Origin of the sequence: Streptomyces sp. NPDC127097, assembly GCF_042724075.1 — a bacterium.
Taxonomy (GTDB): Bacteria; Actinomycetota; Actinomycetes; order Streptomycetales; family Streptomycetaceae; genus Streptomyces.
Genome location: NZ_JBHXFI010000047.1, coordinates 35,210 through 60,323 on the forward strand (window position 1 = coordinate 35,210; position 25,114 = coordinate 60,323).

Sequence of the window (25,114 nt, forward strand, 5' to 3'; positions counted from 1 at the left end):
CCCGCGCCAACTCCCCCGTGGGGGAGGGGGCGGGGGTGGGTTCGGGGGTGGGGGGGAGCCTCGGTCGTGTGACGGTCGGGTCGGAATGATCACCAGGCGGTCGGAACGGCCGCCGGGGCATCAGCAGTCGAATGCCCCCTCAGCCCGAGTGGAAGGGCAGTCCGGCGTCCGCGACCAGGGCGAGGTCGTCGGTGTCCTCGCCCGGCAGCAGGGCGGCGCTGCCGTCGGTGACGGGGACGATGCCCAGCTCCAGGAGTTCGGCCATGGCGGCGCTGCCGGCCATGTCGCGGACCTGGAGCTGATAACGGGCGGTGGTGCGGTAGGCGCCGCCGGCGTCGTCACCGGTGCGCTGGAGGAAGCCGGAGTCGACGAGGAAGGTGACGGCCTTGGCGATGATGCCGGTGGTCGAGCCGGCGAGCCGGCGGGCGTCCTTGGTGGCGCCGGTCGCGCTGCGCCGGGAGTAGATGCGCCAGGCGGACTCCAGGCCGGGGGCGTCGGTGGCCGGGTCGGTGTTCTCGCCTTCCTGCTCGGCGCGCTCCTCCAGCCGGCGGCACGCCTGCCGGACGAAGGCATCGACGCCGTTGACCGTGATCCGGCCGATGTAGCCGTCGTCGGCCAGGTCCTCGGGACGCGGGAAGGCCAGCGCGGCGACGGCCAGATGGGCCAGGCCGTGCAGGAAGCGGTCGGCGGAGTCGGCGGAGGCACGGCGGGCGTAGTCACCCATCCGTACGGCGAAGACGGAGTCCTCGTCGGCGGTGACGGCCATCCCGGCGCGGGTGGACACCTCCAGGACGACCAGGCCGAGGCCGGTGGCGACGGCGTCGGCGAGCCGGGCGAAGGCGGGGTCGTCCCGATAGCGGCGCAGGAGTTCGCTGTATTCGGCGTCGCGTGCGGGCAGCAGCTTCGGCTGGAGGCCGAACGAGACCAGCCGGGCCGCGTCGGCGGCATCGGCGGGGGTCAGGGCGTGGGAGCTCGGCTGTTCCTGGCGGTCCCCCCGTTCGGCCGAAGGCGGGAACGGGGAGGGAGCCGAGGACGTGGATGGGGGTCCCCCCTGCTCGAGCGGAGCCGAGAGCTTGGATGGGGGTCCCGCCGCGCCCGTATCGGCGTCGGCGGTGGGCGCACCCCAGCCCGGCTCACCGGCCCCGGACGCCGGGTCCGGCTGCGGCGTCTCGTCGTACTGGGTCACGGAACAAGCTCCTTGCGAGGGACGGTCGGGGACATCTCGGGCCGGTACGACGGCGGACGGCCACCCGGCGCGCCACGGCCCCGCCGGTCCGGCCACGCCCCGCCGTTCACCGACCGCTCGTCCTGGGCGCGGGGCATCAGGCCACCTCCGAGCGGTCCGCGGCCATTCCGGCGGAGTCCAGCAGCGCCGTGCCGACGATGAGGTCGGCGCCGCCGAACTCGGGGTCCATCAGCTCCGTGCCGTCGTCGACGGCGAACAGCAGCTGCTGCTCGCCCTGGCGGTAGGCCGTGCCGACCGGCGGGCTGGCGGCGTGTACGGCCAGCAGGGCGACGAGGTAGGGGAGTTCGGGGTCGCTGCGGCGCGCCTCGGCGAGCAGGCCGGAGAGCCTGCGGGGCGCGTCGGCGGGCAGGTCGAGCAGCGCCATCGCAGCGTCGAGCTGGGCCTCGCTGAAGCGGCTGTCGTCGGGGGTGGCCACCAGGTCGGGCTCGGGCATCTCGGCGCCGAGGTGCTCCCGCTCCATGGGCGGGGTGAGCAGCATCTCGACGAGGTCCCCTATGCGCGCGGCCGACGGGGTGCGCAGCCCCGTGCCCTTGGCGAAGAAGGCGTCGGTGACGCGGATGGCCTGCTCGGCGGGGAGCGGCAGCAGAGGGGCGACCAACTGGCCGTAGAGGTCGAGTCCGGCGCGGGCGACGGGGGTGGCGAATGCCTGCCGGTCCTGCTCGGCGCGGAACAGCGGCCCGGCCTCCAGCAGCCGGGACTGGAGCTGGGTGTGGCGGCGGATGCAGTCCTTGACGATGTCGACGAGCTCGGCGGCCCGCCGCTTGTGCTCGGGCTCCTCGGTCTCGTCCCGGGCCTTGCGGATGTTCGTCAGGATGGCGTTCTCGTGGCGGTAGCGGTCCGCGACGTGGTCCAGCGCCTCGGTGATCATGTCGGGGACGGTCTCCAGCCAGTCCACGGCGCGGACGTTGCGGCGGGTGGCGTCCAGGGTCCTGCGGAGCGTCTCCGCATACTGCACGGTGCGGTAGCGGGCCTGTTCGGCGGCGAGCTGGGCGTCGGCCAGCCGGCCGCGGTTGATCAGCACCTCCAGCTTGACCTCGGCGGCGATCTGGGCGCTGGTGACGTCCGTGTCGAGCGCGCCGACCAGGACGTTGACCGCTTCGTCGGTCGCCCGGAGGTAGACGCTGCCACCGCCGCCGGGCACCTCCTCGATGAGCTTGAAGTCGTAGTCGCGGCGGACGTACTCGCCCTCGGTGTTGAAGGTGCCGTAGACGGCGCGGAAGCCGCGGTCCACGCTGCCGACGTTGATCAGGTTCTCCAGCACCCAGCGGGCGACCCGTTCATGCTCGCCCGTAGGACGGCGGGGGGCTTGGGCGGCGACCCGGGGGAGCACCTTCGCCACTATTTCCTCGTGGTCGGCGCCGGTGTCGAAGTCCATGTTGAGGGTGACGAGGTCGATGACGGCCAGCGCCACCTCCGCCATGGCGTAGACGCCGTACTCGCCCGCGAGGTTGGCCTTGCGCACATCGAGATCGTGCAGCGGCGCGGTGCATGCCAGGGCACGCAGCCGACGGGCCAGGCCCTCGTCGGCGGCCGGGCCCGGCGCAGGCCGGTGAGGGCCGTTGAGCTGGGGCGCAGCAGTCCCCGGGGCGGAAAAAGTCACGTCGCACAGAGTAGGCGCTCGCACTGACAACGGACGAAACGGCGCGGATCCGTTCATGGGTGGAACCGCAGGCGGATCCGTTGACGGACCGCTCGCGGACCGCTCACGGACCGACGCGACAGTCTACGGCGTGCCCCGCGAGGGCCGGCCGCCAGGTCCCGTGAGCGCCGGTGCCGGTCTCAGTGGGTGGCCCCGCCGGCGACGCGGATGTCGGTGCGGGTGCGCGCGGCGGTGAGGGCGATCTCGTGCAGGGCCCGGGTGACGGCCGCGGACGGGAGGGACGGCTGGGTGCGGTCGACGACCTGCTCCGGTGCGTAGGGGACGTGCACGAATCCGCCGCGTACACCGGGCAGTTCGGTGGCGATGAGGTGGGCGAGGCCGTAGAAGACGTGGTTGCACACGAAGGTGCCCGCGGTGTTGGAGACGGAGGCGGGGAGTCCGGCGGCGCGGACGGCCGCCACACATGCCTTGATCGGCAGGGTGGAGAAGTACGCGGCGGGGCCGCCGGGCACGATCGCCTCGTCGATCGGTTCGGCACCCGAGGCATCGGGGATCCGGGCGTCGTCGACGTTGACGGCGAGGCGTTCGACGGTGATGTCGGGCCGGCCGCCCGCCTGGCCGACGCACACCACTATCTCGGGCCGGGCCTCCTCGATCGCGGCCCGCAGCACCGCGATCGAGGCTCCGTAGACGCAGGGCAGTTCGACGGCGGACGCCTCGATGCCGGTGGGCGGTTCGGCCGCGGCGGCGCGGACGGCCTGCCAGGAGGGGTTGAGGGATTCGCCCTCGAAGGGGGCGAATCCGGTCAGCAGTACCCGGGTCATACGGTCATCCTTGGTGCGACGGGTGGAGCGGGGACGGAGCGGACCAGGTCCCCGGGGCACCGCCCGGCGGAGCGGCGGTACCCCGGGGACCTGCTCAGAAGGCGAACAGCGCCATGATCACGATGTTGCAGCCGAGCAGCACACCCGCGGTGGGCAGCTGCGCCTTGATGGGCCCGTACTGGTCCTTCAGTTCCAGCAGCGCCGCCGGGACGATATTGAAGTTGGCGGCCATGGGGGTCACGAGGGTGCCGCAGAATCCGGCGAGCATGCCGATGGCCAGTACGGCGGGGGCGTTGCCGTCGAAGTGCCCGACCAGGACGGGCCAGCCGACGGCCGCGGTCATCACGGGGAACGCGGCGAAGGCGTTGCCCATGATCATGGTGAAGGCGAACATGCCCACGCAGTAGACGACGACCGCGATGTAGAGCGAGTCCTTGGGCAGGATGGAGGTGGTGAGCTTGCCGACCTGGTCGCCGACGCCGGAGACCTGGAAGATGGCGCCCAGTGTGGCCAGCATCTGCGGCAGCAGCATGGCCCAGCCCATCGCCTCCAGCATGGAACGGCCGGACTGCACGGGCACCGAGATCCGCTTCTCCCGGAGGATGATCATGCCGACGACGAGCGCGACGACGGCGCCGATACCGAGGCCCAGGATGGTCTCGCTGCCCTCTTCTAGGACCGGCCGGCCCCCGAAGGACAGGTGCTTGACGCCGATGGCGCAGGCCATGGCGACGACCGGGATGGTGAGCGCCGGGACGAACAGCCGGTTGCCGAGCTTGGCGGCGCTCGCGACGCGCTGCTCGGTGGAGGTGGTGCGCGGGGTGCCGCGTCCGGTGAAGCCGAAGCCGGCCAGACAGGCCATGGCCAGTACCGCGACGCCCAGGGGCTCGGCCGGTGCCTGCTTGGTGACGACCCAGCTGCTGTAGATGAAGCCGGCGCCGATCAGGCCCCAGAAGGTGCCGGTGCCGAAGCGCTTGGGGTTGCTGCGGTCGGCGACCATCTGGGCGGCCATCACCAGGAAGCTGAGGCCCACCAGCCAGTAGAACCACTCTGCCTTGATCACTTGGTGGCCTCCACTACGGCGGTGTCCTGGACGTGGGCGGTGAGCAGTTCGCGTTCCAACTGGCGGTCCAGGCGCAGCAGTCGCCAGCCGTGGACCACGAAGGCGCACACCGCGGTCGGGATCGCCCACAGGGCGAGCTGAAGCGGTTCGAGGTGGGTGCCGTAGGTGGTGTTGACGAAGCCGGTGATCAGCAGGATCGAGCCGACGGCGAGGAAGACGTCCTCCCCGAAGAAGAGGCCGACGTTGTCCGCGCTGGCGGAGAACGACCGGACCTTCTCCCGTGTCCGGTGCGGGAGTTGGCCGTATTTGCGCTCGGCCGCGCCCTCGGCCATCGGGACGGCGAGGGGGCGGACGGTCTGGGCGTGGCCGAAGACGTTGGTCAGTCCGACCGCCGCACCGATCTGCCGCAGACCGAGGTAGAGCGCGAGGAAGCGGCCCGTGGTGAGCCTGGCGAACCGGGCGATGAGGTTGCGGGCCTGCTCCTGGAGGCCGTAGCGCTCCAGGAGTCCGATGACCGGGAGGGTGATCGCGAAGATCGTCACCGCCCGGCTGCCGGCGAAGCCGTTGCCGAACGCGGCGAGCACCTTGCCCGGTGACAGCCCTCCGAGGAGGCCGGTCGCGATGCCGGCCACTCCTACGACCAGCAGGGGATTGCGCTTCGTGGCGAAGCCGATCACGACCACGAGCACGCCGAGGAGCACGATCATGGATCCGCCTTCCGCGTACGGGGACCCCACAGGGCCCGTGAGGAGATGAACAGATTGCAGCGGAGGCTAGGCGATTGTTCAACGATCCGACAAGGGTTGTGCAGCAACGGATCTGCGGCGCTCCCCGGAGCGGACCTCAGGGGCGGCTTCCCCGCCGCTCACCCCTCCGCGATGCGCTGTGCGTACGCCCCCGACAGCTGGCTGCGCGAATCCTCCAGATAGGACCGCAGCAGCCGCTCGGCCTCGGCGGCGTCGCCCGCCTGGAGCGCCTCGGCAATCTGTCGATTACGGGTCAAATAGGGCGCATGGAAGCGCCGGGGGTCGGCCATGACGTGGAAGACCAGCCGGAGTTCCGCGAGCACGCCCCGCATCAGCTCATCCGTACGCGGGCTGTCCGCCAGGGCCACGACCGCCTGGTGGAAGCGGATGTTGGCGGTCGAGAGCGCCTGCCATTCCCGGTCCGCCGAGGCGGTCTCGCCGGCCTGCACGGCGGCCTCGATCGCCGCCACGGCTTCGCTCACCCGGGCGTCGTACGGCCCCTGCCCCAGCCCCCGTACCGCCGCGCACTCCACGAGGATGCGCACCCGGTAGATGTCCTCCAGGTCCTCGACCGTCACCACCCGGACGAACACCCCGCGGTTGAGCTCGTGCACCAGCAGCCGCTCATGGGTCAGCAGCCGGAACGCCTCCCGCAGGGTGTTGCGCGAGACGCCCAGCGCACCGCCGATGCTCTCCTCCGAGAGCCGGGCGCCGGGCGGGAAGTAGCCCTCGGCGATCCGGTCGCGCAGGATGTCGGCGACCCGCTCGGCCGTACTGGAGCGGCCCAGCAGGGGGCGGTCCCGCTCCAGGCCCGCGACCTCGGTGAGCCGCCCCTGATCGTTCTTCGCCACTCCGCCGGCCATGCCGCTCCCCGCTCTCGCGCCGTACCGGGCGGCGGGTTCAGGCCGTCCCGGTGTCATGCAGCGAGAGTCAATCCCAGATGAGGGGACAAAACAACGCACCTTCGACCGGCATGCATCCACCTCTTGTCGGATCGTTGAACAATCCCTTACGTTGTCCCCGACCCCGGCCGGCCCCGAGCACCTCTGGAGCGGACGTACATGAGCGAGCGCGGCGAGGGAGTCATCAAAAGGTGCGCGCCTCGCGCATGCGGGGCCGAGCGAAGCGAGGATTCGGCATGAGCGAGCGGAGCGAGGGAGTCATCGACAGCATGGGCGTTCCTCCCGTCATCGACCTCAACGCCGACCTCGGTGAAGGCTTCGGCCGCTGGCAGCTCACCGACGACGAGGCGCTGCTCTCCGTCGTCACCAGCGCCAATGTCGCCTGCGGCTTCCACGCCGGCGACCCGGCCACGATGCGCCGGGTGTGCGAACTGGCCGCCGAGCGCGGTGTCGTCATCGGCGCCCAGGTCTCCTACCGCGACCTGGCCGGCTTCGGCCGCCGCGCGATGGACGTCCCGCCGGACGAGCTGGCCGCCGAAATCACCTACCAGATCGGCGCCTTGGAGGTCTTCGCACGCGCCGCCGGTGCCCGCGTCGGCTACGTCAAACCGCATGGTGCGCTCTACAACCGCTGTGTGCACGACGAGGAGCAGGCCCGCGCCGTCGTGGCCGGCATCCGCGCCGCGGGCGGCGGCCTGCCGGTGCTCGGACTGCCCGGCTCCCGGCTGCACGAAACCGCCGCACGAGCCCAACTCCCGGTCATCGGGGAGGCGTTCGCCGACCGTGCCTACACCCCCGAGGGCACCCTGGTACCGCGCCGGGAACCGGGCGCGGTGATCCACGACCCCGACGAGGTCGTCAAGCGCGCCCTCGGCATGGCCCGGGACCACGCCGTCACCGCCCGCGACGGCCGCCGCGTGGCCCTCACGGCCCGTTCGCTGTGTCTGCACGGCGACACCCCCGGGGCCGCGGACCTCGCCCGGCGCGTCCGGTCCGAGCTGACCGCGGCCGGCGTCCACATCCGGAGCTTCGTATGAGGCCGCTGCCGGTCGGTGAACACGGGCTGCTCATCGAGCTGGACAGCGCCGAGGAGGTCGAGGCGCTGCACGCCGAACTGCTGCGCCGGGCCGCCGACGGTGCGCTGCCGCCCCTGCGCGAGATCGTGCCGGCCGCCCGTACGGTGCTCCTCGACGGCCTGACCGACCCGCGTGGTCTCCTCGCCGAACTGGCCACCTGGGACATTCCGCCGCTCACCGCCGGCGACCGGCCCACGGTGGAGATCCCGGTCCGCTACGACGGCCCCGACCTCGCCGATGTCGCCGCCCTGTGGGGCGTGACCCCCGACGAGGTCGTACGGCGGCACTCCGCCACGGAGTTCCATGTCGCCTTCTGCGGTTTCGCACCGGGGTTCGGCTATCTGACCGGACTGCCCGAGCCGCTGCACGTACCCCGCCGGGACACGCCCCGCACCAAGGTCCCGGTCGGCTCGGTCGCCCTCGCCGGCCCGTACACCGGGGTCTATCCACGCTCCTCCCCCGGCGGCTGGCAGCTGATCGGCACCACCGACACCGTGCTGTGGGACCCGCGCCGCGAACCGGCGGCGCTGCTCTCCCCCGGCACCCGCGTCCGCTTCGTCCCGCAGGAGACCGCCCGATGACCGACCGCGCCTTCTCGGTCGTCCGGGCCGGTGCGCTCACCACCGTCCAGGACCTCGGCAGGCCCGGCCATGCTCACCTGGGGGTGCCGCGGGCCGGCGCCCTCGACGCACCCGCGCACCGGCTCGCCAACCGCCTGGTGGGCAACCCCGGATCCGCCGCCACCCTGGAGACCACGCTCACCGGCTGCGCCCTGCGGATGCGTACGGCCACCACCGTCGCCGTCACGGGCGCCCCCTGCCCGGTGACCGTCGACGGCCGCCCCGCCCCCTGGGGCGCCCCGGTCCGGGTGCCCGCGGGCGCCGTACTGGACGCGGGAGCCGCCACCCACGGGCTGCGCTCGTATCTCGCCTTCGCCGGGGGCGTCGACACCGAACCGGTGCTCGGCAGCCGCGCCGCCGATCTGCTCTCCGGCCTGGGCCCGGACCCGCTCAGCGACGGTGCGGTCCTCCCGCTGGGCGCCCCGCACGGCCCGCCGGCCCGCGCCGATGCCGTCCCGCACCCCGGTCCGGGGCCGGAACTCCTGCTGCCGTTCCTGCCCGGCCCGCGCGACGCCTGGTTCACCGAGGCCGGTCTGCGCACCCTCACCACCGGCCGCTTCCGGGTCTCCCCCGCCAGCAACCGCATCGGCCTGCGCACCGAAGGGCCGCCCTTGGAGCGCGCCCGCACCGGTGAACTCCCCAGCGAGGGCATGCCCCTGGGCGCCCTCCAGGTCCCGCCCGACGGCCTGCCGGTCCTCTTCCTCCACGACCACCCCACGACCGGCGGCTACCCGGTCATCGGTGTCGTCCCCGAGCGCTGTCTGGCCCCCGCGGCGCAGGCGGCACCGGGCACCCCGGTCCGCTTCCTGCGCCTGCGCTAGCAAGCCCCCGGCCGTGCGCCGGTCAGCCGTCGTCCGGCGTCCCGTATCCACCGCCGCCCGGCGTGCGCAGTACCAGCACATCGTCCACGCCGACGTCCGCCGCGTCACAGCCCGCCAGGTCCTCGTGCGCACCGTCCGCCCGCTCGACGGAGTTGGCGCCCAGCGCACCGGGGGCGCCGCCCGCCATGCCGTACGGCGCGATCCGGCGGTGGTTGGTCAGCACGGCGATGGTCATCGGCTCAAGGAAGCGCAGCCGGCGCTCGACGCCGCAGCCGCCGTGCCAGCGGCCCCGGCCGCCGCTGCCGGAGCGGATGGCGAAGCTGTCGACGCGGACGGGGTAGCGCCACTCCAGCACCTCGGGGTCGGTCAGCCGGGAGTTGGTCATATGGGTCTGTACGGCATCCGCGCCGTCGAAGCCGTCGCCGGCGCCCGCACCGCTGGCGACGGTCTCGTAATACTGCACCCGGTCATTGCCGAAGGTGAGGTTGTTCATGGTGCCCGAGCCCTCGGCCTGGACGCCGAGCGCGGCGTAGAGCGCGCCGGTGACCGCCTGGGAGGTCTCCACATTGCCCGCGACGGTGGCCGCCGGGAAGACGGGGGCGAGCATCGAGCCCTCCGGGATGCGGACCTCCACGGGCTTGAGGCAGCCGCTGTTGAGCGGGATGTCGTCGGCGACCAGGGTGCGGAAGACGTACAGCACGGCAGCCATCACCACCGAGCTGGGGGCGTTCGCGTTGCCGGGCTGCTGGGGTGAGGTGCCGGCGAAGTCCAGGACGGCGCCGCGGGCGGCGCGGTCGACGGTCAGCGCCACATGGATCTCGGCCCCGCTGTCGGTTTCGTAGCGGTAGCTGCCGTCCGACAGCTCGGCGATGATCCGCCGGACCGATTCCTCGGCGTTGTCCTGGACGTGCCCCATATAGGCCCGTACGACGTCCAGCCCGAACTGCTCGGTCATCCGTCGGAGTTCCTGGATGCCCTTCTCGTTGGCGGCGATCTGGGCGCGGAGATCGGCGAGGTTGGCGTCCGGCGCGCGGGAGGGGTACGGGCCGGCGGCGAGCAGTTCGCGGGTCGCGCGCTCGCGCAGCTCGCCGTCGCGCACCAGCAGCCAGTTGTCGAAGAGGATGCCCTCCTCCTGGATGGTGCTGCTGAAGGCCGGCATCGACCCCGGGGTGATGCCGCCGATCTCGGCGTGGTGGCCGCGGGAGGCCACCAGGAACAGCAGGGTCTCCCCGTCGGGGTCGAAGACGGGAGTGACGACGGTGACGTCGGGGAGATGGGTGCCCCCGTGGTACGGATCGTTGATCGCATACACATCGCCGGGCCGCATCTCGTCGCCGCGGCGCCGGAGCACCTCCTTGATGGACTCCCCCATCGAGCCCAGGTGCACGGGGATGTGCGGGGCGTTGGCGATCAGGTTGCCCTCGGCGTCGAAGAGCGCACAGGAGAAGTCGAGGCGCTCCTTGATGTTGACGGAGTGGGCGGTGTTCTCCAGGCGGACGCCCATCTGCTCGGCGATGGCCATGAAGAGGCTGTTGAAGACCTCCAGCATCACCGGGTCGGCCGCGGTGCCGACCGCCACCCGGCCGGTGCGCGGCCGGGTCCGGGTCAGCGTCAGATGCCCGCGGTCGCCCATGGCGGCCTGCCAGTCCGGGTCGAGGACCGTGGTCGCGTCCTCCTCGGCGATGACGGCCGGGCCGGTGAGGGTGTCACCGGGGCGCAGGTCGGTGCGCCGGTAGAGGGCGGTGTCCTGCCAGCGGCCGCCCGTATACATCCGGATCGTGTCGGCAGGCGTCAACTCCCCTTCCCTGCTGCCGGGTTGCGTCTCATGGTCACCGGCACCGCCGGCCGCTCCCAGCGCCTCGACCGACACCGCCTCGGCCACCAGCGGTTTGTCCATGGTGAAGGCGTAGCGCTCACGGTGTGCCCGGGCGAACTCCGCGGCCATGGTGTCGGCGTCGGCCAGCGGGACGCCGATGGTGGAGTCGGTTCCGGCGTAGCGGATCAGCACCCGGGCGCGGGTGGTGACGGAGTCGTCCGGCACCCCGTCGTCGAGGAGTTCGCGCCGGGTCTGCGCGGCGAGGGTGTCGCACACCTCCTGGACCCGGCCGACGGCCCCGGGGTCGGTGAACTCCGCCTCGACGGCCTGCTCGCGCATCGCGGTGGCGTCGGCGACCCCGATGCCGTACGCGGAGAGCACCCCGGCCAGCGGCGGGACGAGCACCGTGTCGATGCCCAGCGCGTCGGCGACCGCGCAGGCGTGCTGGCCGCCGGCGCCGCCGAAGCTGGTGAGGGCGTAGCGGGTGATGTCCCGGCCGCGCTGGACGGAGATCTTCTTGACGGCGTTGGCCATGTTGAGCACCGCGATGTCCAGGAAGCCGGCCGCGACCTCCTCGGGTCCGCGGTCGTCCCCGGCCTCGGCGGCGGCCCGCGCGGCCAGTTCCGCGAAGCGGGTACGGACCACCTCGGCGTCCAGCGGCTGATCACCGTCCGGCCCGAACACCGCCGGGAAGTGCGCGGGCTGGATACGGCCGAGCATGACGTTGGCGTCGGTGACGGTGAGCGGGCCGCCGCGCCGGTAGCAGGCCGGTCCCGGGTCCGCGCCGGCCGAGTCGGGGCCTACCCGGTAGCGGCGGCCGTCGAAGTGCAGCACGGAGCCGCCGCCGGCCGCGACGGTGTGGATGTTCATCATGGGCGCGCGCATCCGTACGCCCGCGACCTCGTTGCCGAAGACCCGCTCGAACTCACCGGCGTAGTGCGACACATCGGTGGAGGTGCCGCCCATGTCGAAGCCGATCACCCGGCCGTAACCGTCGCCGGCCTCGGCGGACGTACGGACCATGCCGACCACACCGCCCGCGGGCCCGGACAGCACCGCGTCCTTGCCACGGAAGTGCGCGGCCTGCCGCAGCCCGCCGTTGGACTGCATGAACATCAGCCGGATGCCGGGGAGCTGGGCGGCGATCTCGTCGACATAGCGGCCCAGGATCGGCGAGAGATAGGCGTCGACGACGGTGGTGTCACCGCGCGGCACCAGCTTCATCAGCGGGCTGACCTCGTGCGAGCAGCTGACCTGGGTGAAGCCGGCGCGCCGGGCCAGCTCGGCGACCGCCCGCTCGTGCTCGTCGTGGCGGTAGCCGTGCAGCAGGACGACGGCGGCGCTGCGCAGACCGTCCGCGCGGGCCCGGACCAGCGCCCGGCGGACCTGGTCCACGTCCAGCGGCCGGACCAGCCCGCCCTGGGCGTCGATCCGCTCCGGCACCTCGATCACCCGGTCGTAGAGCGCCTCGGGCAGCATGATCCGCCGGTCGAAGATCCGCGGCCGGTTCTGGTAGGCGATCCGCAGCGCGTCCCGGAAGCCTTCGGTGATCAGCAGCACGGTCGGTTCGCCCTTGCGCTCCAGCAGGGCGTTGGTGGCGACGGTGGTGCCCATCTTGACGACCGAGACCCGGTCGGCGGGCACCGGTTCGTCCGGGCCGAGCCCCAGCATCATCCGGATGCCGGCCACCGCGGCGTCCCGATAGCGCTCCGGATGGTGCGAGAGCAGCTTGGTGGTGGCCAGCCGGCCGTCCGGCCGCCGGCCGACGACGTCCGTGAACGTGCCACCCCGGTCGATCCAGAACTCCCAGCGTCCGGTCACCCCGCCATTGTCGCAGCGCCCCTCGCCGTCCCGGTGTCTTTGCCGGTGCCCGCGCCGTTCGGCCGGGTCAGCGCGGCGAGCGCGGAGCGGGTGGCGTGCTCTGCCGCGGCGTCCAGCAGACGCCCGGAGCCGGCCAGGCCGTGCCGGCACTCCTGGGCCGCCAGACCGAGCAGCCCGGGCAGCAGATCCGTGCACCGGTCGGCGACCCAGCGGGTGCCCCGGGTCGCCATCCACAGCGCGGCGCCGGCGCGGGTCGGCGCCGGCCCGTCGAGGGTGAGCGCGGGCGGCGGTCCGACGGGCAGGCCGACGGTGGCGAGCGCCGTGTGGAAGCCGCGGGCCAGCAGCCGGTGGCCGCGCTCGCTGGGGTGCAGCCGATCCACGCTCCAGGAGGCGCGTTCGGTGACCCAGGGGTATTCGGCGAGGTGCAGATGCACGCCGTCATAGCGGGCGGACACCGCGTGGACGACGGTGTTCACGGCGCGCATCCGGCGCCCCAGCGGGCGGGCCAGCGGCGCGGGCAGCCCCAGCATCCGGCCCGGATCGGGCAGGCAGGCCGTCAGCACCACCGCCCCATCGGCACTCAGCGCGCCGTGCGCCCGGTCCAGCGCGGCCGCCACCCGCTCGATGGCGAAGGCGGCGCGCAGGGTGTCGTTCGCCCCGACGAGCAGGGAGGCGACGCGCGGCCGGAGCGCCCGGGCCGCGGGCAGCTGCCGTTCGGCGACATCGGCGGCCAGCGCCCCGCTCCGCGCCAGCTTCACCAGTGGGACGCTGCCGGGCCGCTCGCCCAGCGCCTCGGCCAGCAGGGCGGCCCAGCCGCGCCAGCCGCCGCCCGGTACGGGGTCGCCGAGCCCCTCGGTCAGCGAATCGCCGAGCGCGACAAAGCAGCCCGGGGCCGGCGAACGCCCACCGCCCGGCGCCTGCGCCGGTGTCACCACCTCCTCGGAAGCCATCGTCACCACCCGCCCAACGGCCGCGCCGGGTGCGGTACGGCCGCGGCGGCGAGCGCCCGGCCGACCGGTGCGGGCGCGTCGTGCGCCGCCAGGAAGGCGTCGATGGCGGGCTGCCAGCCGTAGCCCTCGGCACGCCGGCGGGCGGCGGCGCGCCGGGCGGGTTCCGGCCGGGCCAGCACCCGCTGGACCGCGTCGGCGAAGGACGGCCCGTCGTCGAGCGCGGTGTCCCCGCCGTTGCCGACCAGACTCGCCAGCGCCGACGCCGCACTGGCGACCACCGGTGTGCCACAGGCGAGCGCCTCCAGGGCCGCCAGTCCGAAGGTCTCGGCCGGGCCGGGTGCCAGCGCGAGATCGGCGCCGGCCTGGAGCGCGGCGAGCCGGGAGCGGTCGGCGAGATGCCCGAGGAACGCCACGGGCAGCCGCTCGGCCCGCCCCCGGGCCTCCAGCCGCGCCCGCAGCGGCCCGTCACCGGCGACCACCAGCGCCGCGTCGACCCCGCGCCGCCGCAGCTCCGCCAGCGCGTCCAGGGCCCGGCCCGGCCGCTTCTCCTGCGACAGCCGGGAGCAGAGCAGCAGCAGGACCTCCGCCCGGCCCGCGCACTGCCGTCGCAGCTCGGCGCTGCGGCAGTCCGGGTGCCAGGCCGCGAGATCGACACCGAGCGGTGCGCGCACCACATTGCGCGCGCCGGCCCGGACGAACTCCGCCGCCGCCCACTCGGTGGTGCACACGACCCGGCTGTAGGCGTGCGCCGTACGGCGGTTGAGCCGGTCCGCGGCGGCACGGGCCACCGGCTGCGGCACACCCCAGGTGCGCAGCACCCCGTCCACGCTCTCGTGGGAGACCATCACCGCGGGCACCCGCGCCCGGCGCGCCCACTCCCCCGTCCAGCGCAGCGTCGTACGGTCGGAGACCTCCAGCCGGTCGGGGGCCAGCGAGTCCAGCAGCCGCGCCAGCCGGCGGCGGTCGGTCAGCATGCGGTAGCCGCCGCTGCCCGGCAGCTCCGGCCCCGGCACGGTGATCACCCGCCCCTGTGCGGTGAGTTCATCACGGAGACCGGCCGTCCCGTCCACTCCCGGCGGTCCGGGCACGATCAGCACCGGCTCATGCCCGGCGGCCCGGTAGCCCGCGCCGAGTTCGCGCAGTGCGGTGCGCAGCCCGCCGGAGGCCGGGGTGACGAAGTTGGCGATCCGGACGATCCGCAGACCCGCCCCGGTGATACGTCGCGCGGTCATGCCGCCACCGCCGGCCGGTCGCTGAGCACGGCCTCGTAGTGCCCCAGCAGCTGGTCACCGACCGCCTCCCAGGAACGGTCCGCGACGGCGTGGCGGGCCGCGGTGCCGAACCGGACCCGCAGCTCGGCGCTGCCCGCGAGGAAGCGCACCGCGTCCCGGAACGCGCCGCCGTCGCCCGGTGTCACCAGCAGCCCCGTACGGCCGTGATCCACCAGGTCCAGCGGCCCGCCCGCCCGTGGCGCCACCACCGGCACACCGGAGGCCATCGCCTCCTGCACGGTCTGGCAGAACGTCTCATACGGCCCGGTATGGACGAAGACGTCCAACGACGCATACAGGCGCGCGAGTTCGTCCCCGGTACGGCGGCCGAGGAAGCGGACCTCCGGCAACGCGGTGCGCAGCCCGGCGGCGCTGGGACCGTCGCCGATGACGACGGTGCGGACGCCCGGCAGCCGCGAGGTCTCGGCCAGCAGCCGGACGTCCTTCTCCGGCGCGAGCCGCCCCACGTACCCCACCAGCAGCTCCCGCCCCGCGGTCAGCGAGCTGCGCAGCACCGCGTCGCGCCGCCCGGGGTGGAACCGCTCGGCGTCCACGCCGCGCGGCCAGAGGTGGACCCGTGGCACCCCGTGCTCGGTCAGATCCAGCAGGGCCGCGCTGGACGGCGCCAGGGTGCGGTCGGCGGCGGCATGCACCGCCCGGATACGCCGCCAGGCCGTGGCCGCGCCCCCGCCGAGGTAGGTACGGGCGTAGCGGCCCAGATCGGTCTGGTAGACGGCGATCGCGGGTACCTGCCGACGGGCGGCGGCCGCCATCCCGCGGGCGCCGAGGACGAAGGGACTGGCGAGGTGCACCAGGTCGGGACGGTGCCCGTCGAGCGCCGCGGACAGCCGGCGCCCGGGCAGCGCGATCCGCACCTGCGGATAGCCGGGCAGCGGCATGGAAGGCACCCGGACAACAGGGCAGGGACTCTCATCCGTATCGGCGGCCGCCGAAGCGCCACCGAGCGGCGCGATGACGAGCGGTTCATGGCCGCGCCGGACCAGGTGCCGGGCGGTTTGCAGGGCGCAGTGGGAGACGCCGTTGACATCGGGCGGGAAGGATTCGGTGACGAGGACGACACGCATACGGCTGTTGTCGGCGCACCGTGCGTGGAGGGAGCCAAAGGGATCTTTCCTGTCGGAAAACGTTCCGCTGCGCTTTGCCTTCGGGCCCACGTTTGCGGCTTTCCCGCCGTGGGGGTTGCTCGCCGTTGCGCCTGCGGCGGGCGGGTGGTTGTCGGGTGCGGTGACGGACCTCCGGGGCCGGTGTGTGGGACTGCTTCGCTTTACGTCCCACACACCGGCCCCTCCGGCCCGTCCCCTCCCGTTGGGGGAGTGAGTGCAGGTGGGTGGGGGCGTGCCGCCGTAAGCGACAACCCGGCCCTACGGGCCGCACCGGACCACTACGGGTCCACCCACAAGGTTTTCCCACCCCTCAACGGGAGGGGACGGGCCTGCGCAGCGGACACCGCCCGCCGCAGGCGCAACGGCGAGACGACCCACGGCGGGTCAGACAAAGACGTGGGAAGCAGGCAAGGGCGCAGCCCACGGCGGGAAAGCCGACAACGTGGGCCGCATAGCCAAGCGCAGCGGAACGTGGGAAAAACCTAGGCCCCCTCGGGGCCGATTCGGCTACGGACGGCCGTTTGGACTTCGTCCTCCTCCGCCGGGTCGGCGGCGAGCCGCCTGAGCTGTTCGACGACCCGGTCGTCGCCGGTGGCAGCGTGCCGAGCGGCTAGTTCGCGGGTCGTTTCCTCGCAGTCCCAGAGGCACTCGACGGCGAAGCCGGCCGCGAAGCCGGGGTCGGTGGCGGCGAGTGCGCCGGCGGCCCGGCCGCGGAGGTGGGAGGAGGAGGTTTCTCGGTAGATGTGCCGCAAAACGGGGGCGGCGCAGCCGACGCCCAGCCGGCCGGTGCCGTCGACCAGCTCCCACAGGCCGTCCGCGTCCGGCCCCTCCTCGCGTACGGTCCGGCGCAGCGCGGCCAGCACCAGCTCGGCGTCGCGCCGCCCGCCACGGCAGGCGAGCACCGCGGCGGCGGCCGCGCCCAGCCGGTCCGTGCGCGGCGCCCAGACCCGGGCCCGCTCGACCGCGGCCACACTGCGCATCCGCGTGAAGGCGGCGAGCGCCGCGGAGGCCAGCTGCTCGGAGGAGAAGGGGTCGGCCACCGCGGCCTCGATCAGATCGAGGGTCTCCGGGTCGCCGCGCTCGGCGAGGTGGTGGAGTACGGCGGCGCGCGCCGCGTCCGGGGCGCTGCGCGCGGCGCGCAGGAGTTCGGGGCGGTCCTCGGGGCCGGCGACGGCGCCCAGGCAGCGGGCGGCGGCGTGCTGCCGGTGTTCCGTGGGCGCCGGGTCCAGGCCCTGCTCGGCCCACGCCAGGACCTCGGTCACGCTCCAGCCGGGGCGCGGCCCGCTGGGCTGGAGCTGGCGCTGCCAGCGGTCGAAGGAGCCCTGTTCCCCGGCGGCGGCGAGCCGCGGTCCGTAACGGGGGTCCTCGGCCCACAGCCGCCACGGCCGGGGCTCGAAGGCGTCACGCACGGCGGCGGCCAGCTCGGCCTCGCCCTGCGCGGTCTCGGGGAAGCGGGCGAGGACGGCGGGGGCGAGGGTCATCAGCCCGGCGTCGTCGTCACGCAGCGCGAGCTCGTCCAGGGCCCAGCGCCAGTTGCTGCCGGCCGCGGCATAGCTGCGCAGCAGCAGACGGGCGGCGTCCCTGCCGTACGCGGCGAGGTGGCCGAGGACGGCGAGGGCGAGGCCGGTGCGCTCCTCGCCGGTGTCGACGAGGTCGTCGGGGTGGAAGAGGTGGCGTTCGATCTGCTCGAGGCCGCCGTCGAGCTGCATGTAGAGGCGGGCGTAGTAGAGCGAGCGGTTCTCGACCTGCCAGTCGCGCCGGGGGTCGCGCAGCACGCTGTCGTTGAGTGCCGCGAGCGCCTCGGCCCGCGGCGCCGCGAGGGCATGCAGGGTCCCGTCGCCGCGGCCTCGCTGGAGGAGGCCGAGCAGGGTGCCACTGGGCGCTATGTCTGGATCGAACATGAGGTCAGCATCCGGTGCGGGGGACTGGCTGGCAACGGGATTTCCGCTGACCGGCATTCTTGCCGGTGACCGCGGGCCGTATGCCTCGTTCCCACCATGGATCGGCGGGAACGCCTGCGTACGGCGGCCGAAGCCTAGCGTGGAAGCTGTTATTCCGCCGATTCGCCCCGGGGTTGCCCCCGCAAGGCCGGCGGCATATGCCGGGTGCACCACCGTATCGGGTAGTGCCAAATCCCTTACGGACCGTCGCCGCCTGTGCAACAGTCGTTACCGGCCCTTCAGCCCGGCGCCGCCTGATCACGGAGTACGTCATGCCGTCCCCTCTCTTCGCGGATCACTCAGCCGACCGGCCCCCCGAGCGTGAAACGGTCGAGGCACTCATCACGCAGGCCCGCCGCCTGCGCGGTGGCCTCGACGCCGTCCGGGAGTCCACGGTGGACACCAGCCTCGCCACCGACCCGCAGCTGCGCTGGCAGCGGGCCCTGTGCGATCTCGCGGTGCACCACCTCGACGACCTCGGGGGCCATCTCGACCAGCTGAGAGAGGGCCTGCCCGCCGAGACCGCGGACGACCCGGCGGCGGAGGCCGAGCCGCCCGCCGCCCCGCCGGAGCACGGGCCCCATGAGCGCGGCTCGCTGCTGCGCCGGGTGGGCAGCGCCGAGTGGAATCTGCTCACCGACGAGGTCAGCTGGTCCGACGAGCTGTTCGCGATGTTCGGCCGGGCGCCGTCCGACGGCCCGCTCACCCTCGACGAGCTGCCGTCCCTGGTGCACCCCGAGGACCAGGACGGGCTGGCCACGATGGTCACGGACTGTCTGGTGGACGGCCGGCCGATCGACGGCGAATTCCGCATCGTGCGCCCGGACGAGACGCTGCGCACGGTGCACATGGTGGGCGAGCCGGTGCTCGACGCCGACGGCAGTACCGCCTGCATGTGGGCCGTGCTGCGGGACGTCAGCGAGCTGCGCCGCAGCCAGCAGGCGGTACGCGAGACCCGTGACTCGCTGCACCGCGAGCGGCAGATCGCGCAGACCGAGCACCGGCTTGCGGTCGAGCTTCAGGAGGCCGTGCTGCCGCCGTGGCGCGGCTCCCTGAGGTTCCCGCACGGCGGCCCGGTGGCCCTCGACCTCGCCGGGCGCTATCTGCCGTCCGGCACCCGCGACCTGATCGGCGGGGGCTGGTACGACGCACTGCAACTCCCGGACGGCACCACCCTGATGAGCGTCGGCGATCTCACCGGCCACGGTGTCACCGCCACGTCCGGAATGGCGATGGTGCTCGGCGCACTGCGCGGAATGGCGGTCGCCGGACACCGGCCGGGACCCCTGATGGGCTTCGTCAACCAACTGCTGGACACCGCCGCCCAGCCGGCGCTGGGCAGCGCGGTGTGCGGCCGGTTCGACCCCGCCGCGCGGACGCTGGAGTGGGCCCAGGCGGGGCACCCCGCACCGCTGCTGTTCCGCGGCGGCACGGGGCGCGCGCTGGACCCGCCCGAGGGCGTACTCCTCGGCGCGACCTCGGGCGCGTCCTACACCCAGCACACCGAGCAACTGGAGCCCGGCGACCTCCTCGTCCTGCACACCGACGGCCTCGTCCCCCGCCGTGCGCAGGGCGCGGACGCCACCCATGAGGGTGCCGAGCGGCTCCTCGCCCTGGCGCCGCGGTTCGCCGGCACGCGCAGTGCCCAGGACGCCGTCCGCATCGTCGTCGAGGAGTTCGGCACCGCCGAGCGCGAGGACGACGCCTGTGTGCTGGTCGCCCGGGTCGGCGGCTGACACACCTCAGGGCGGGCCGAGGCCGGACCGGCGCCTCCGACGACCGGTTGGTGACGTCGGCCGGCGGACCGTCGGTGGACGGGTGAGGCGGCGGGGCCGCGGAGGACGTGTCGTCACCCCGGACTACAGGTGACGCACCGTCATCCCCCGCACCACCGCCCGCCTCAGGCCGAGAGGTTCTTTCCCAGCCCCGCTCCGATACCGGGGCCCAGGCCCGACCCCTTGGACTTGGGCTTCGCCTTCGGCAGGACATGCTGGATCTCCTCGCGCAGGTCCTGGATCTTGGCGTAGTTCGCGTACTGCCCCGTGAGCCGGAACATTTCACGGAGCCGGTCCCAGGTCCGGTGTGAGGAGTTCTCCCCGATGGACACCAGCGCCAGCCTCGCGTAACGGTCGGCCTGTTCGGGGTCGTTGCCGATGAAGCAGGCCGACGCCATCGAGATGTAGTCGAAGATCTGCGATCGCTGGCGGCCGTTCTCCCGCAGTATCAGCGCCCGTTTGGCGTGGTGCTGGGCCACCCTGGCGACCGAGGGATCGTGGTCGGCGAGGGTACGGAACGCCAGCGCCTGCATGCCGTGCAGATCCGCCTCGTCGAACATCTGCATCCAGCTCGGCGGCGGCACATCGCCCTTGTCGGAGACGAACAACTCCTCGGCCTCGCCCAGGGTGCGGCGCATCGCCTGGCCGTTCCCCTTGGACGCCTGGGCCCATGCCTCGATGGTGTGCAGCATGGCGCGGGTGCGCGGCAGGGTTTCCGCCCCGGAACCGGACTTGGCCAGCTTCATCAGATCCAGCGCGTCGTCCGGACGGCCCAGATGGACCATCTGGCGGGCGGCACGGGAGAGCGCCTCACCGGCGCGCGGACGGTCGCCGCCCTCGCGGGCCGCATGGGCGGCGATGATGAAGTACTTCTGGGCGGTGGGCTCCAGGCCCACGTCGTGGGACATCCAGCCGGCCAGCACCGCCAGATTGGCGGCCACCCCCCACAGCCTGCGCTGGAGATGCTCGGGGTGGCGGTAGGCGAGCATGCCGCCGACCTCGTTGAGCTGGCCCACCACGGCCTTGCGCTGAAGCCCGCCACCGCGGGCCGCGTCCCAGGCACGGAACACCTCGACCGAGCGCTCCAGCGCATCGATCTCCTGCGACCCCACGGGGGCCGCCTCGTAGCGGTCGAGGCCGATCTGGTCGAGTTCGTCGAAGGAGTCGGAAGCGAACGGGGCGTCGTGGCGTGGGGCGCCGGCCGGTGTCGGATCGGTGTGCAGCCAGTCGTGCATGGCGCCGGTGAGTGCGGAACCCGCGGCGAGCGCAGCGCCCGCACCCACCAAGCCGCGTCGGTTGAGCATGAGGTCCATTCCCGTGAATTCCGTGAGGACCGCGGCGGTCCGTTCGGGAGCCCACGGCAGACCGTCCGCGGCCTGCCGCTTCCCCGAGCGACCGGTTCTTGCGAACCCGAGGTCCTCGATGGTTACGACACGGCCGAGGCGCTCGGTGAACAGGGAAGCCAGAACCTTGGGCACCGGATCGCGCGGGGTCTCCCCCATGTCGATCCAGCGCCGCACTCGTGAGGTGTCGGTCGCCAGCTGCGGATGGCCCATGGCCGCCGCCTGCCGGTTGACCAGTCTCGCCAGCTCTCCCTTGGACCAGCCGGCCAGGCCGAAAAGGTCCGCGAGACGGGTGTTCGGCTGCCTGTCCACGTCAAGCCCCCAGGTTCCTCGACTGAGTTGACAGTAACGGCCGGTGACATGCACTGGGTCCATTCGCCAGGGTTCGCCACCCTGCGCCAGATGGTCTGCCACCCGCAGCCACGTGTTCTGTAGACATGCCGCCCCCGGCCTGGTGGCGGGACCGCATTCCCCAGGGTGCGCGCCCTTCACAGGGACCCTGGATCGGCCTCCTGCACGGGGCCCGTTCACGGGTTCCCACCACCGGGCCGGGGAGCGCACGCAACTCGCCGGCGCACGAAGGGATCTGTCTCACCCATGTATGCAGCATCGTCCGCCGTGACCGTCCCCACCCGGCCGCACCGCCCGCACCCCACCGGAGGGGGGCCGTTTCTCGACCCTTCCCCTTCCGCGGGGGCGGTCCCCGGTCTCCCCGGCGGCCGTACCCGGCGGGCGCAGGGGACGGGCGCCCAACCGCTCAGTGGGAGGCTCGACTTGTCGGGCCCCCAGGGTGCCCAGTTGCGCGCCGCCGTTGCCTCGGTGCACCGCATCTGCCCGGAGTTCAATCCGGTGCAGGTGCTGCGGCGCAGCGGCAGATCCGTCCTCCTCGTGGGGACGACGGGCCGGATGACCGCGGTCGCCAAGTGTTTACTGGACCAGTCGCCGGCCTGGGCGGACAGGTTCCGGCAGGAAATAAGCGCATACCGCGCATTCGTCCGGCATCGTCCGCCGGTTCGGGTGCCGCGGCTGGTGGCGGCCGACCCCGACAACTGCACGCTCATCATGGAGCGGATGCCCGGCCGGGTCGCGGCCCTGACCCGGCACCCGTCCGAGGCCCCGCCCCGCGCGGACGTCCGGTCCGCGCTCGGCGCGATCTGCCGGATCAATCTCTGGCGTCCGCCGGCCGGGCTGTTCGACACCCCGCTGGACTACGCGGGCCGGATCGGCCGCTACCACGACCTGGGGCTGCTCACTGACCGGGATCTGGGTGATCTTCAGAAGCTGCTGCACGGCCTGTCGCACACCCAGGGCCAGTTCTGTCACGGCGACGCGCTGCTGAACAACGTGCTGCTGTCCCCCGCCGGCCCGGTGCTGCTGGACTGGGACAACGCGGGCTGGTATCTGCCGGGCTACGACCTGGCGACGCTGTGGTCGGTGCTCGGTGACGCGCCGGTGGCCCGCCGCCACATCAGCCAGCTCGCGCAGAACGCCGGACCGGCCTCGCGGGACGCCTTCCTGGTGAATCTGATGCTGGTGCTCACCCGCGAGATCCGGCGCTATGAAACCGCGGTCCAGCGGACCATGCGCGAGCCCACGCCGACGGGGGCTCCGGGGCCGGGACACCCCGGCGTGCCCGCGGCGGGCGAGGAGCAGCGGCTGCTCCTGCGCCGACTGCACGACGACTGCCAGATGGCACGGCGTGCGGTGAGGGCGGCGGTCGGCACCCGCTGACCGCCGAGGGGGGACTGTGAGCGGCGCGCCCGGGCACGGGGTGCGCCGCTCACCCATGTGCGCCGACTCCCCACCGGCGCTTCTCTTCCGCTGCCCGCGGGCCCGGTTCATTGGTCCATTCCACTGACGCTCCGCAGGCCCGGCACCGGTCCGGGAAGGCTCCTCCGGAGAGGCCCTGACATGCGGAATCCCGAGCGGGCAGGGTGATTGACGGACTGTCGGCAAACGTATAGCTCTAAGCCGACAGGGGGCTCTAGTCTCGGGTCCCGCCCGTGCGGCCGTTTGCGCACCCACCGTCACACCGCCCCGGCTCGGGCCGGCTCGAGGAGGTTGCTTTGCAAGGATCCGCCCCGGAAGACGAGAAGAGAGTCCCCCGCCCCGCCCTGCGGAGATCCGCCACCGCCGTCGCGGCCGCGGTGCTGCTGCTGCCGCTCGCGGGAGCGCCGTCCGCACAGGCCGGACAGCCCCGGACGGACACGCTGCAACGGGCCTTCACCGAGGCCGCCGACCGCTTCCATGTGCCGCGCAGCGTGCTGCTCGGTGTCTCGTATCTGGAGTCCCGCTGGGACGGGCACGGCGGCGCGCCCAGCGTCTCCGGGGGCTACGGGCCGATGCATCTGACCGACGCCCGTACGGCCCTGACCCGCACGCCGGAGTTCAGTGAGGGCGACGAGGACGCGCGCGGCGACGGGGCGCGGGCCCGTAAGAGAGTGCCGTCCGGTGCGGCGCAGCGGGCGGCGCTGCCCGCCGAACTCCCGGCCCGGCTGCGTACGTTGCCGAGGGCCGCCGAACTCACCGGGATCCCGGCCGAGAAGCTGCGCACCGATCCCGCGGCGAATGTGCTCGGCGGTGCGGCGCTGCTCGCCGCGGAGCAGCGCAAGCTGGGCACGGCCGCGGGCAGCGACCCGGCGCGGTGGTACGCGGCGGTGGCGCGCTACGGCGGCCAGGACAGCGCGTACAGCGGAAAGGCTTTCGCGGACGAGGTGTACGCGGTGCTGCGCCAGGGCCAGGCCCGCACCACCGACGCGGGACAGCGGGTCGCGCTGGCCGCCGCGCCGGGGCTGTCACCTGACGCCGGGCAGCAGAAACGTCTCAGCGCGTCGGCCACCAAGGCGTCGACGGCGTCCGCCGGCCGCCGGCCGGAGTGCCCGCGGAATGTCGCCTGCGAGTCCGTGCCGGCGCCGTACGAGGAGTTCGGTGACGGTGACTACGGCAACCACGACAAGGCGGACCGCCCCGCGGACCAGCGGGTCAGCGCCATCGTCATCCATGACACCGAGGGATCCTGGGAGACCACGCTCAAGCTGATCAAGGACCCGGCGTATGTGTCCTGGAACTACACGATCCGGTCCGCGGACGGTCTGATCGCCCAGCATGTGCCCACCAAGGACGTCGCCTGGCATGCGGGCAACTGGTACATCAACTCGCACTCCGTCGGCATCGAGCACGAGGGCTTCCTGGCCGCGCCGGACGCCTGGTACACGGAGGCGATGTACCGCGCCTCGGCCCGGCTGGTGAAGTATCTGAGCCGCAAATACGACGTGCCGCTGGACCGCCAGCACATCCTGGGCCACGACAATGTGCCCGGCACGACGACCGCCACCATCCCGGGGATGCACACCGACCCCGGCCCGTACTGGGACTGGGCGCACTACTTCACCCTGCTGGGCAAGCCGTTCAAGGCCACCGCGGGCCCGCGGGGCGGGCTGGTCACCATCCGCCCCGACTACGACGAGCACCAGCCGGAGTACACCGGCTGTACGAAGGCCGGTGAGACCTGTGCGCCGCACGGCTCCACGGCGGTCCGGCTGTACAGCGCGCCGGACGAGGACGCGCCGCTGGTCAAGGACGTCGGACTGCACCCGGACGGCAGTGCCTCGACGACCGGGGTGAATGACACGGGGGCCCGCGCCACGACGGGGCAGCGGTTCGCGGTGGCCGGCCGGTCCGGCGACTGGACGGCGATCTGGTACCTCGGGCAGAAGGCGTGGTTCCACAATCCGCCGGACGAGCCGGTGGCCGTGCACGCCAAGGGGCTGATCGCCACGCCGAAGGACGGGCGGCAGGAGATCCCGGTCTACGGCCGTGCGTACCCGGAGAAGGGGGCATACCCGGCCGGGGTCCCCTACCAGGAGGTCTCCCCGCTGCCGTACAAGCTCGCCGCCGGCCAGCAGTACGCCGTCGGGGACCGGATGCGGGGCGACTACTTCTACTCCCCGACCTTCGATGTCACCAAGCATGCGGTCGTGCGGGGCGAGGACGTCTACTACGAGATCCAGCTCGGGCACCGGGTCGGCTATGTGCGGGCGGCCGACGTGGAGGTGCGGGGCTCGGGTTCGTGAAACCCGTCGGGTGAGCGCGTCGGGGGGCGGGGGGGGGGGGGCCGGGGCCCCGGCCGCGCCCCCGGCCGGCCCCGGGCGGGGGGGGAGAAAAAAAAAAAAAAAA

18 protein-coding genes are annotated in these 25,114 nt (G+C 73.3%); 6 read left to right on the forward strand and 12 right to left on the reverse strand.

What is annotated here, in order from left to right; translation table 11 throughout:
* Positions 1 to 139 precede the first annotated feature (139 nt).
* The 6 genes from ACFWJW_RS28485 to ACFWJW_RS28510 all read right to left on the reverse strand — a co-directional run bounded on the left by ACFWJW_RS28485 (position 140) and on the right by ACFWJW_RS28510 (position 6,342).
* On the reverse strand, positions 140 to 1,186 hold the full coding sequence (locus ACFWJW_RS28485; protein WP_387246761.1) for a hypothetical protein: 1,047 nt from the start codon (positions 1,184 to 1,186) through the stop codon (positions 140 to 142).
* 136 nt (positions 1,187 to 1,322) lie between these two features.
* A complete protein-coding gene (locus tag ACFWJW_RS28490) occupies positions 1,323 to 2,846 on the reverse strand; it encodes a hypothetical protein (protein WP_387246764.1) in 1,524 nt (507 codons plus the stop codon).
* 179 nt (positions 2,847 to 3,025) lie between these two features.
* Positions 3,026 to 3,670 (reverse strand): pyroglutamyl-peptidase I, encoded by a 645-nt coding sequence (gene pcp / locus ACFWJW_RS28495; RefSeq protein WP_387246767.1) that lies wholly within the window; start codon positions 3,668 to 3,670, stop codon positions 3,026 to 3,028.
* A 94-nt stretch (positions 3,671 to 3,764) separates the two neighbouring features.
* Positions 3,765 to 4,733 carry a DUF979 domain-containing protein gene (locus ACFWJW_RS28500; RefSeq protein ID WP_387246770.1) on the reverse strand — a complete coding sequence of 323 codons (969 nt, stop codon included), beginning with the start codon at positions 4,731 to 4,733 and terminating at the stop codon, positions 3,765 to 3,767.
* A complete protein-coding gene (locus ACFWJW_RS28505; protein ID WP_387246773.1) occupies positions 4,730 to 5,440 on the reverse strand; it encodes a DUF969 domain-containing protein in 711 nt (236 codons plus the stop codon). Before ACFWJW_RS28505 ends, ACFWJW_RS28500 begins: the two co-directional genes overlap by 4 nt.
* A gap of 158 nt (positions 5,441 to 5,598) precedes the next feature.
* Entirely contained in the window at positions 5,599 to 6,342 is a 744-nt protein-coding gene (locus ACFWJW_RS28510) for a GntR family transcriptional regulator (RefSeq protein ID WP_387246775.1), read from the reverse strand.
* A 275-nt stretch (positions 6,343 to 6,617) separates the two neighbouring features.
* Between ACFWJW_RS28510 and ACFWJW_RS28515 the strand changes: the two genes are divergently transcribed.
* Genes ACFWJW_RS28515 through ACFWJW_RS28525 form a run of 3 tightly spaced genes read left to right on the forward strand, consistent with a single transcriptional unit; the run spans position 6,618 to position 8,898 of the window.
* A complete protein-coding gene (locus tag ACFWJW_RS28515; RefSeq protein ID WP_387246778.1) occupies positions 6,618 to 7,418 on the forward strand; it encodes a LamB/YcsF family protein in 801 nt (266 codons plus the stop codon).
* On the forward strand, positions 7,415 to 8,038 hold the full coding sequence (gene pxpB / locus ACFWJW_RS28520) for a 5-oxoprolinase subunit PxpB (protein WP_387246780.1): 624 nt from the start codon (positions 7,415 to 7,417) through the stop codon (positions 8,036 to 8,038). Before ACFWJW_RS28515 ends, pxpB begins: the two co-directional genes overlap by 4 nt.
* The gene (locus ACFWJW_RS28525) at positions 8,035 to 8,898 is read left to right on the forward strand and encodes a biotin-dependent carboxyltransferase family protein (RefSeq protein ID WP_387246782.1); all 864 of its coding nucleotides are present in this window, start codon (positions 8,035 to 8,037) and stop codon (positions 8,896 to 8,898) included. The genes pxpB and ACFWJW_RS28525 overlap by 4 nt, the downstream gene beginning before the upstream one ends.
* 22 nt (positions 8,899 to 8,920) lie before the next feature.
* Here ACFWJW_RS28525 and ACFWJW_RS28530 read toward each other — a convergent pair whose 3' ends face one another.
* The 5 genes from ACFWJW_RS28530 to ACFWJW_RS28550 all read right to left on the reverse strand — a co-directional run bounded on the left by ACFWJW_RS28530 (position 8,921) and on the right by ACFWJW_RS28550 (position 17,781).
* The gene (locus ACFWJW_RS28530) at positions 8,921 to 12,535 is read right to left on the reverse strand and encodes a hydantoinase B/oxoprolinase family protein (RefSeq protein WP_387246785.1); all 3,615 of its coding nucleotides are present in this window, start codon (positions 12,533 to 12,535) and stop codon (positions 8,921 to 8,923) included.
* Entirely contained in the window at positions 12,532 to 13,491 is a 960-nt protein-coding gene (locus tag ACFWJW_RS28535; protein WP_387246787.1) for an SGNH/GDSL hydrolase family protein, read from the reverse strand. The genes ACFWJW_RS28530 and ACFWJW_RS28535 overlap by 4 nt, the downstream gene beginning before the upstream one ends.
* On the reverse strand, positions 13,488 to 14,717 hold the full coding sequence (locus ACFWJW_RS28540; RefSeq protein ID WP_387246789.1) for a glycosyltransferase: 1,230 nt from the start codon (positions 14,715 to 14,717) through the stop codon (positions 13,488 to 13,490). Before ACFWJW_RS28540 ends, ACFWJW_RS28535 begins: the two co-directional genes overlap by 4 nt.
* Positions 14,714 to 15,841, reverse strand: a complete 1,128-nt coding sequence (locus tag ACFWJW_RS28545) for a glycosyltransferase family 4 protein (RefSeq protein ID WP_387246792.1) — start codon at positions 15,839 to 15,841, stop codon at positions 14,714 to 14,716. The genes ACFWJW_RS28540 and ACFWJW_RS28545 overlap by 4 nt, the downstream gene beginning before the upstream one ends.
* A 521-nt stretch (positions 15,842 to 16,362) precedes the next feature.
* A complete protein-coding gene (locus ACFWJW_RS28550) occupies positions 16,363 to 17,781 on the reverse strand; it encodes a HEAT repeat domain-containing protein (RefSeq protein ID WP_387246794.1) in 1,419 nt (472 codons plus the stop codon).
* Positions 17,782 to 18,092: 311 nt separating this feature from the next.
* On the opposite strand from ACFWJW_RS28550, the gene ACFWJW_RS28555 reads away from it, so the two are divergent.
* Entirely contained in the window at positions 18,093 to 19,556 is a 1,464-nt protein-coding gene (locus ACFWJW_RS28555) for a PP2C family protein-serine/threonine phosphatase (protein WP_387246796.1), read from the forward strand.
* 164 nt (positions 19,557 to 19,720) lie between these two features.
* Here ACFWJW_RS28555 and ACFWJW_RS28560 read toward each other — a convergent pair whose 3' ends face one another.
* Positions 19,721 to 21,250: a hypothetical protein gene (locus ACFWJW_RS28560; protein ID WP_387246798.1), complete on the reverse strand. Its 1,530-nt coding sequence runs from the start codon at positions 21,248 to 21,250 to the stop codon at positions 19,721 to 19,723.
* 285 nt (positions 21,251 to 21,535) lie between these two features.
* Here ACFWJW_RS28560 and ACFWJW_RS28565 point away from each other — a divergent pair, with 285 nt between their 5' ends.
* Together ACFWJW_RS28565 and ACFWJW_RS28570 are read left to right on the forward strand one after the other, a co-directional pair.
* Positions 21,536 to 22,669, forward strand: a complete 1,134-nt coding sequence (locus tag ACFWJW_RS28565; RefSeq protein ID WP_387246801.1) for an aminoglycoside phosphotransferase family protein — start codon at positions 21,536 to 21,538, stop codon at positions 22,667 to 22,669.
* A 335-nt stretch (positions 22,670 to 23,004) separates the two neighbouring features.
* Positions 23,005 to 25,011 (forward strand): N-acetylmuramoyl-L-alanine amidase, encoded by a 2,007-nt coding sequence (locus ACFWJW_RS28570; protein ID WP_387246804.1) that lies wholly within the window; start codon positions 23,005 to 23,007, stop codon positions 25,009 to 25,011.
* The last annotated feature ends 103 nt before the right edge of the window (positions 25,012 to 25,114 follow it).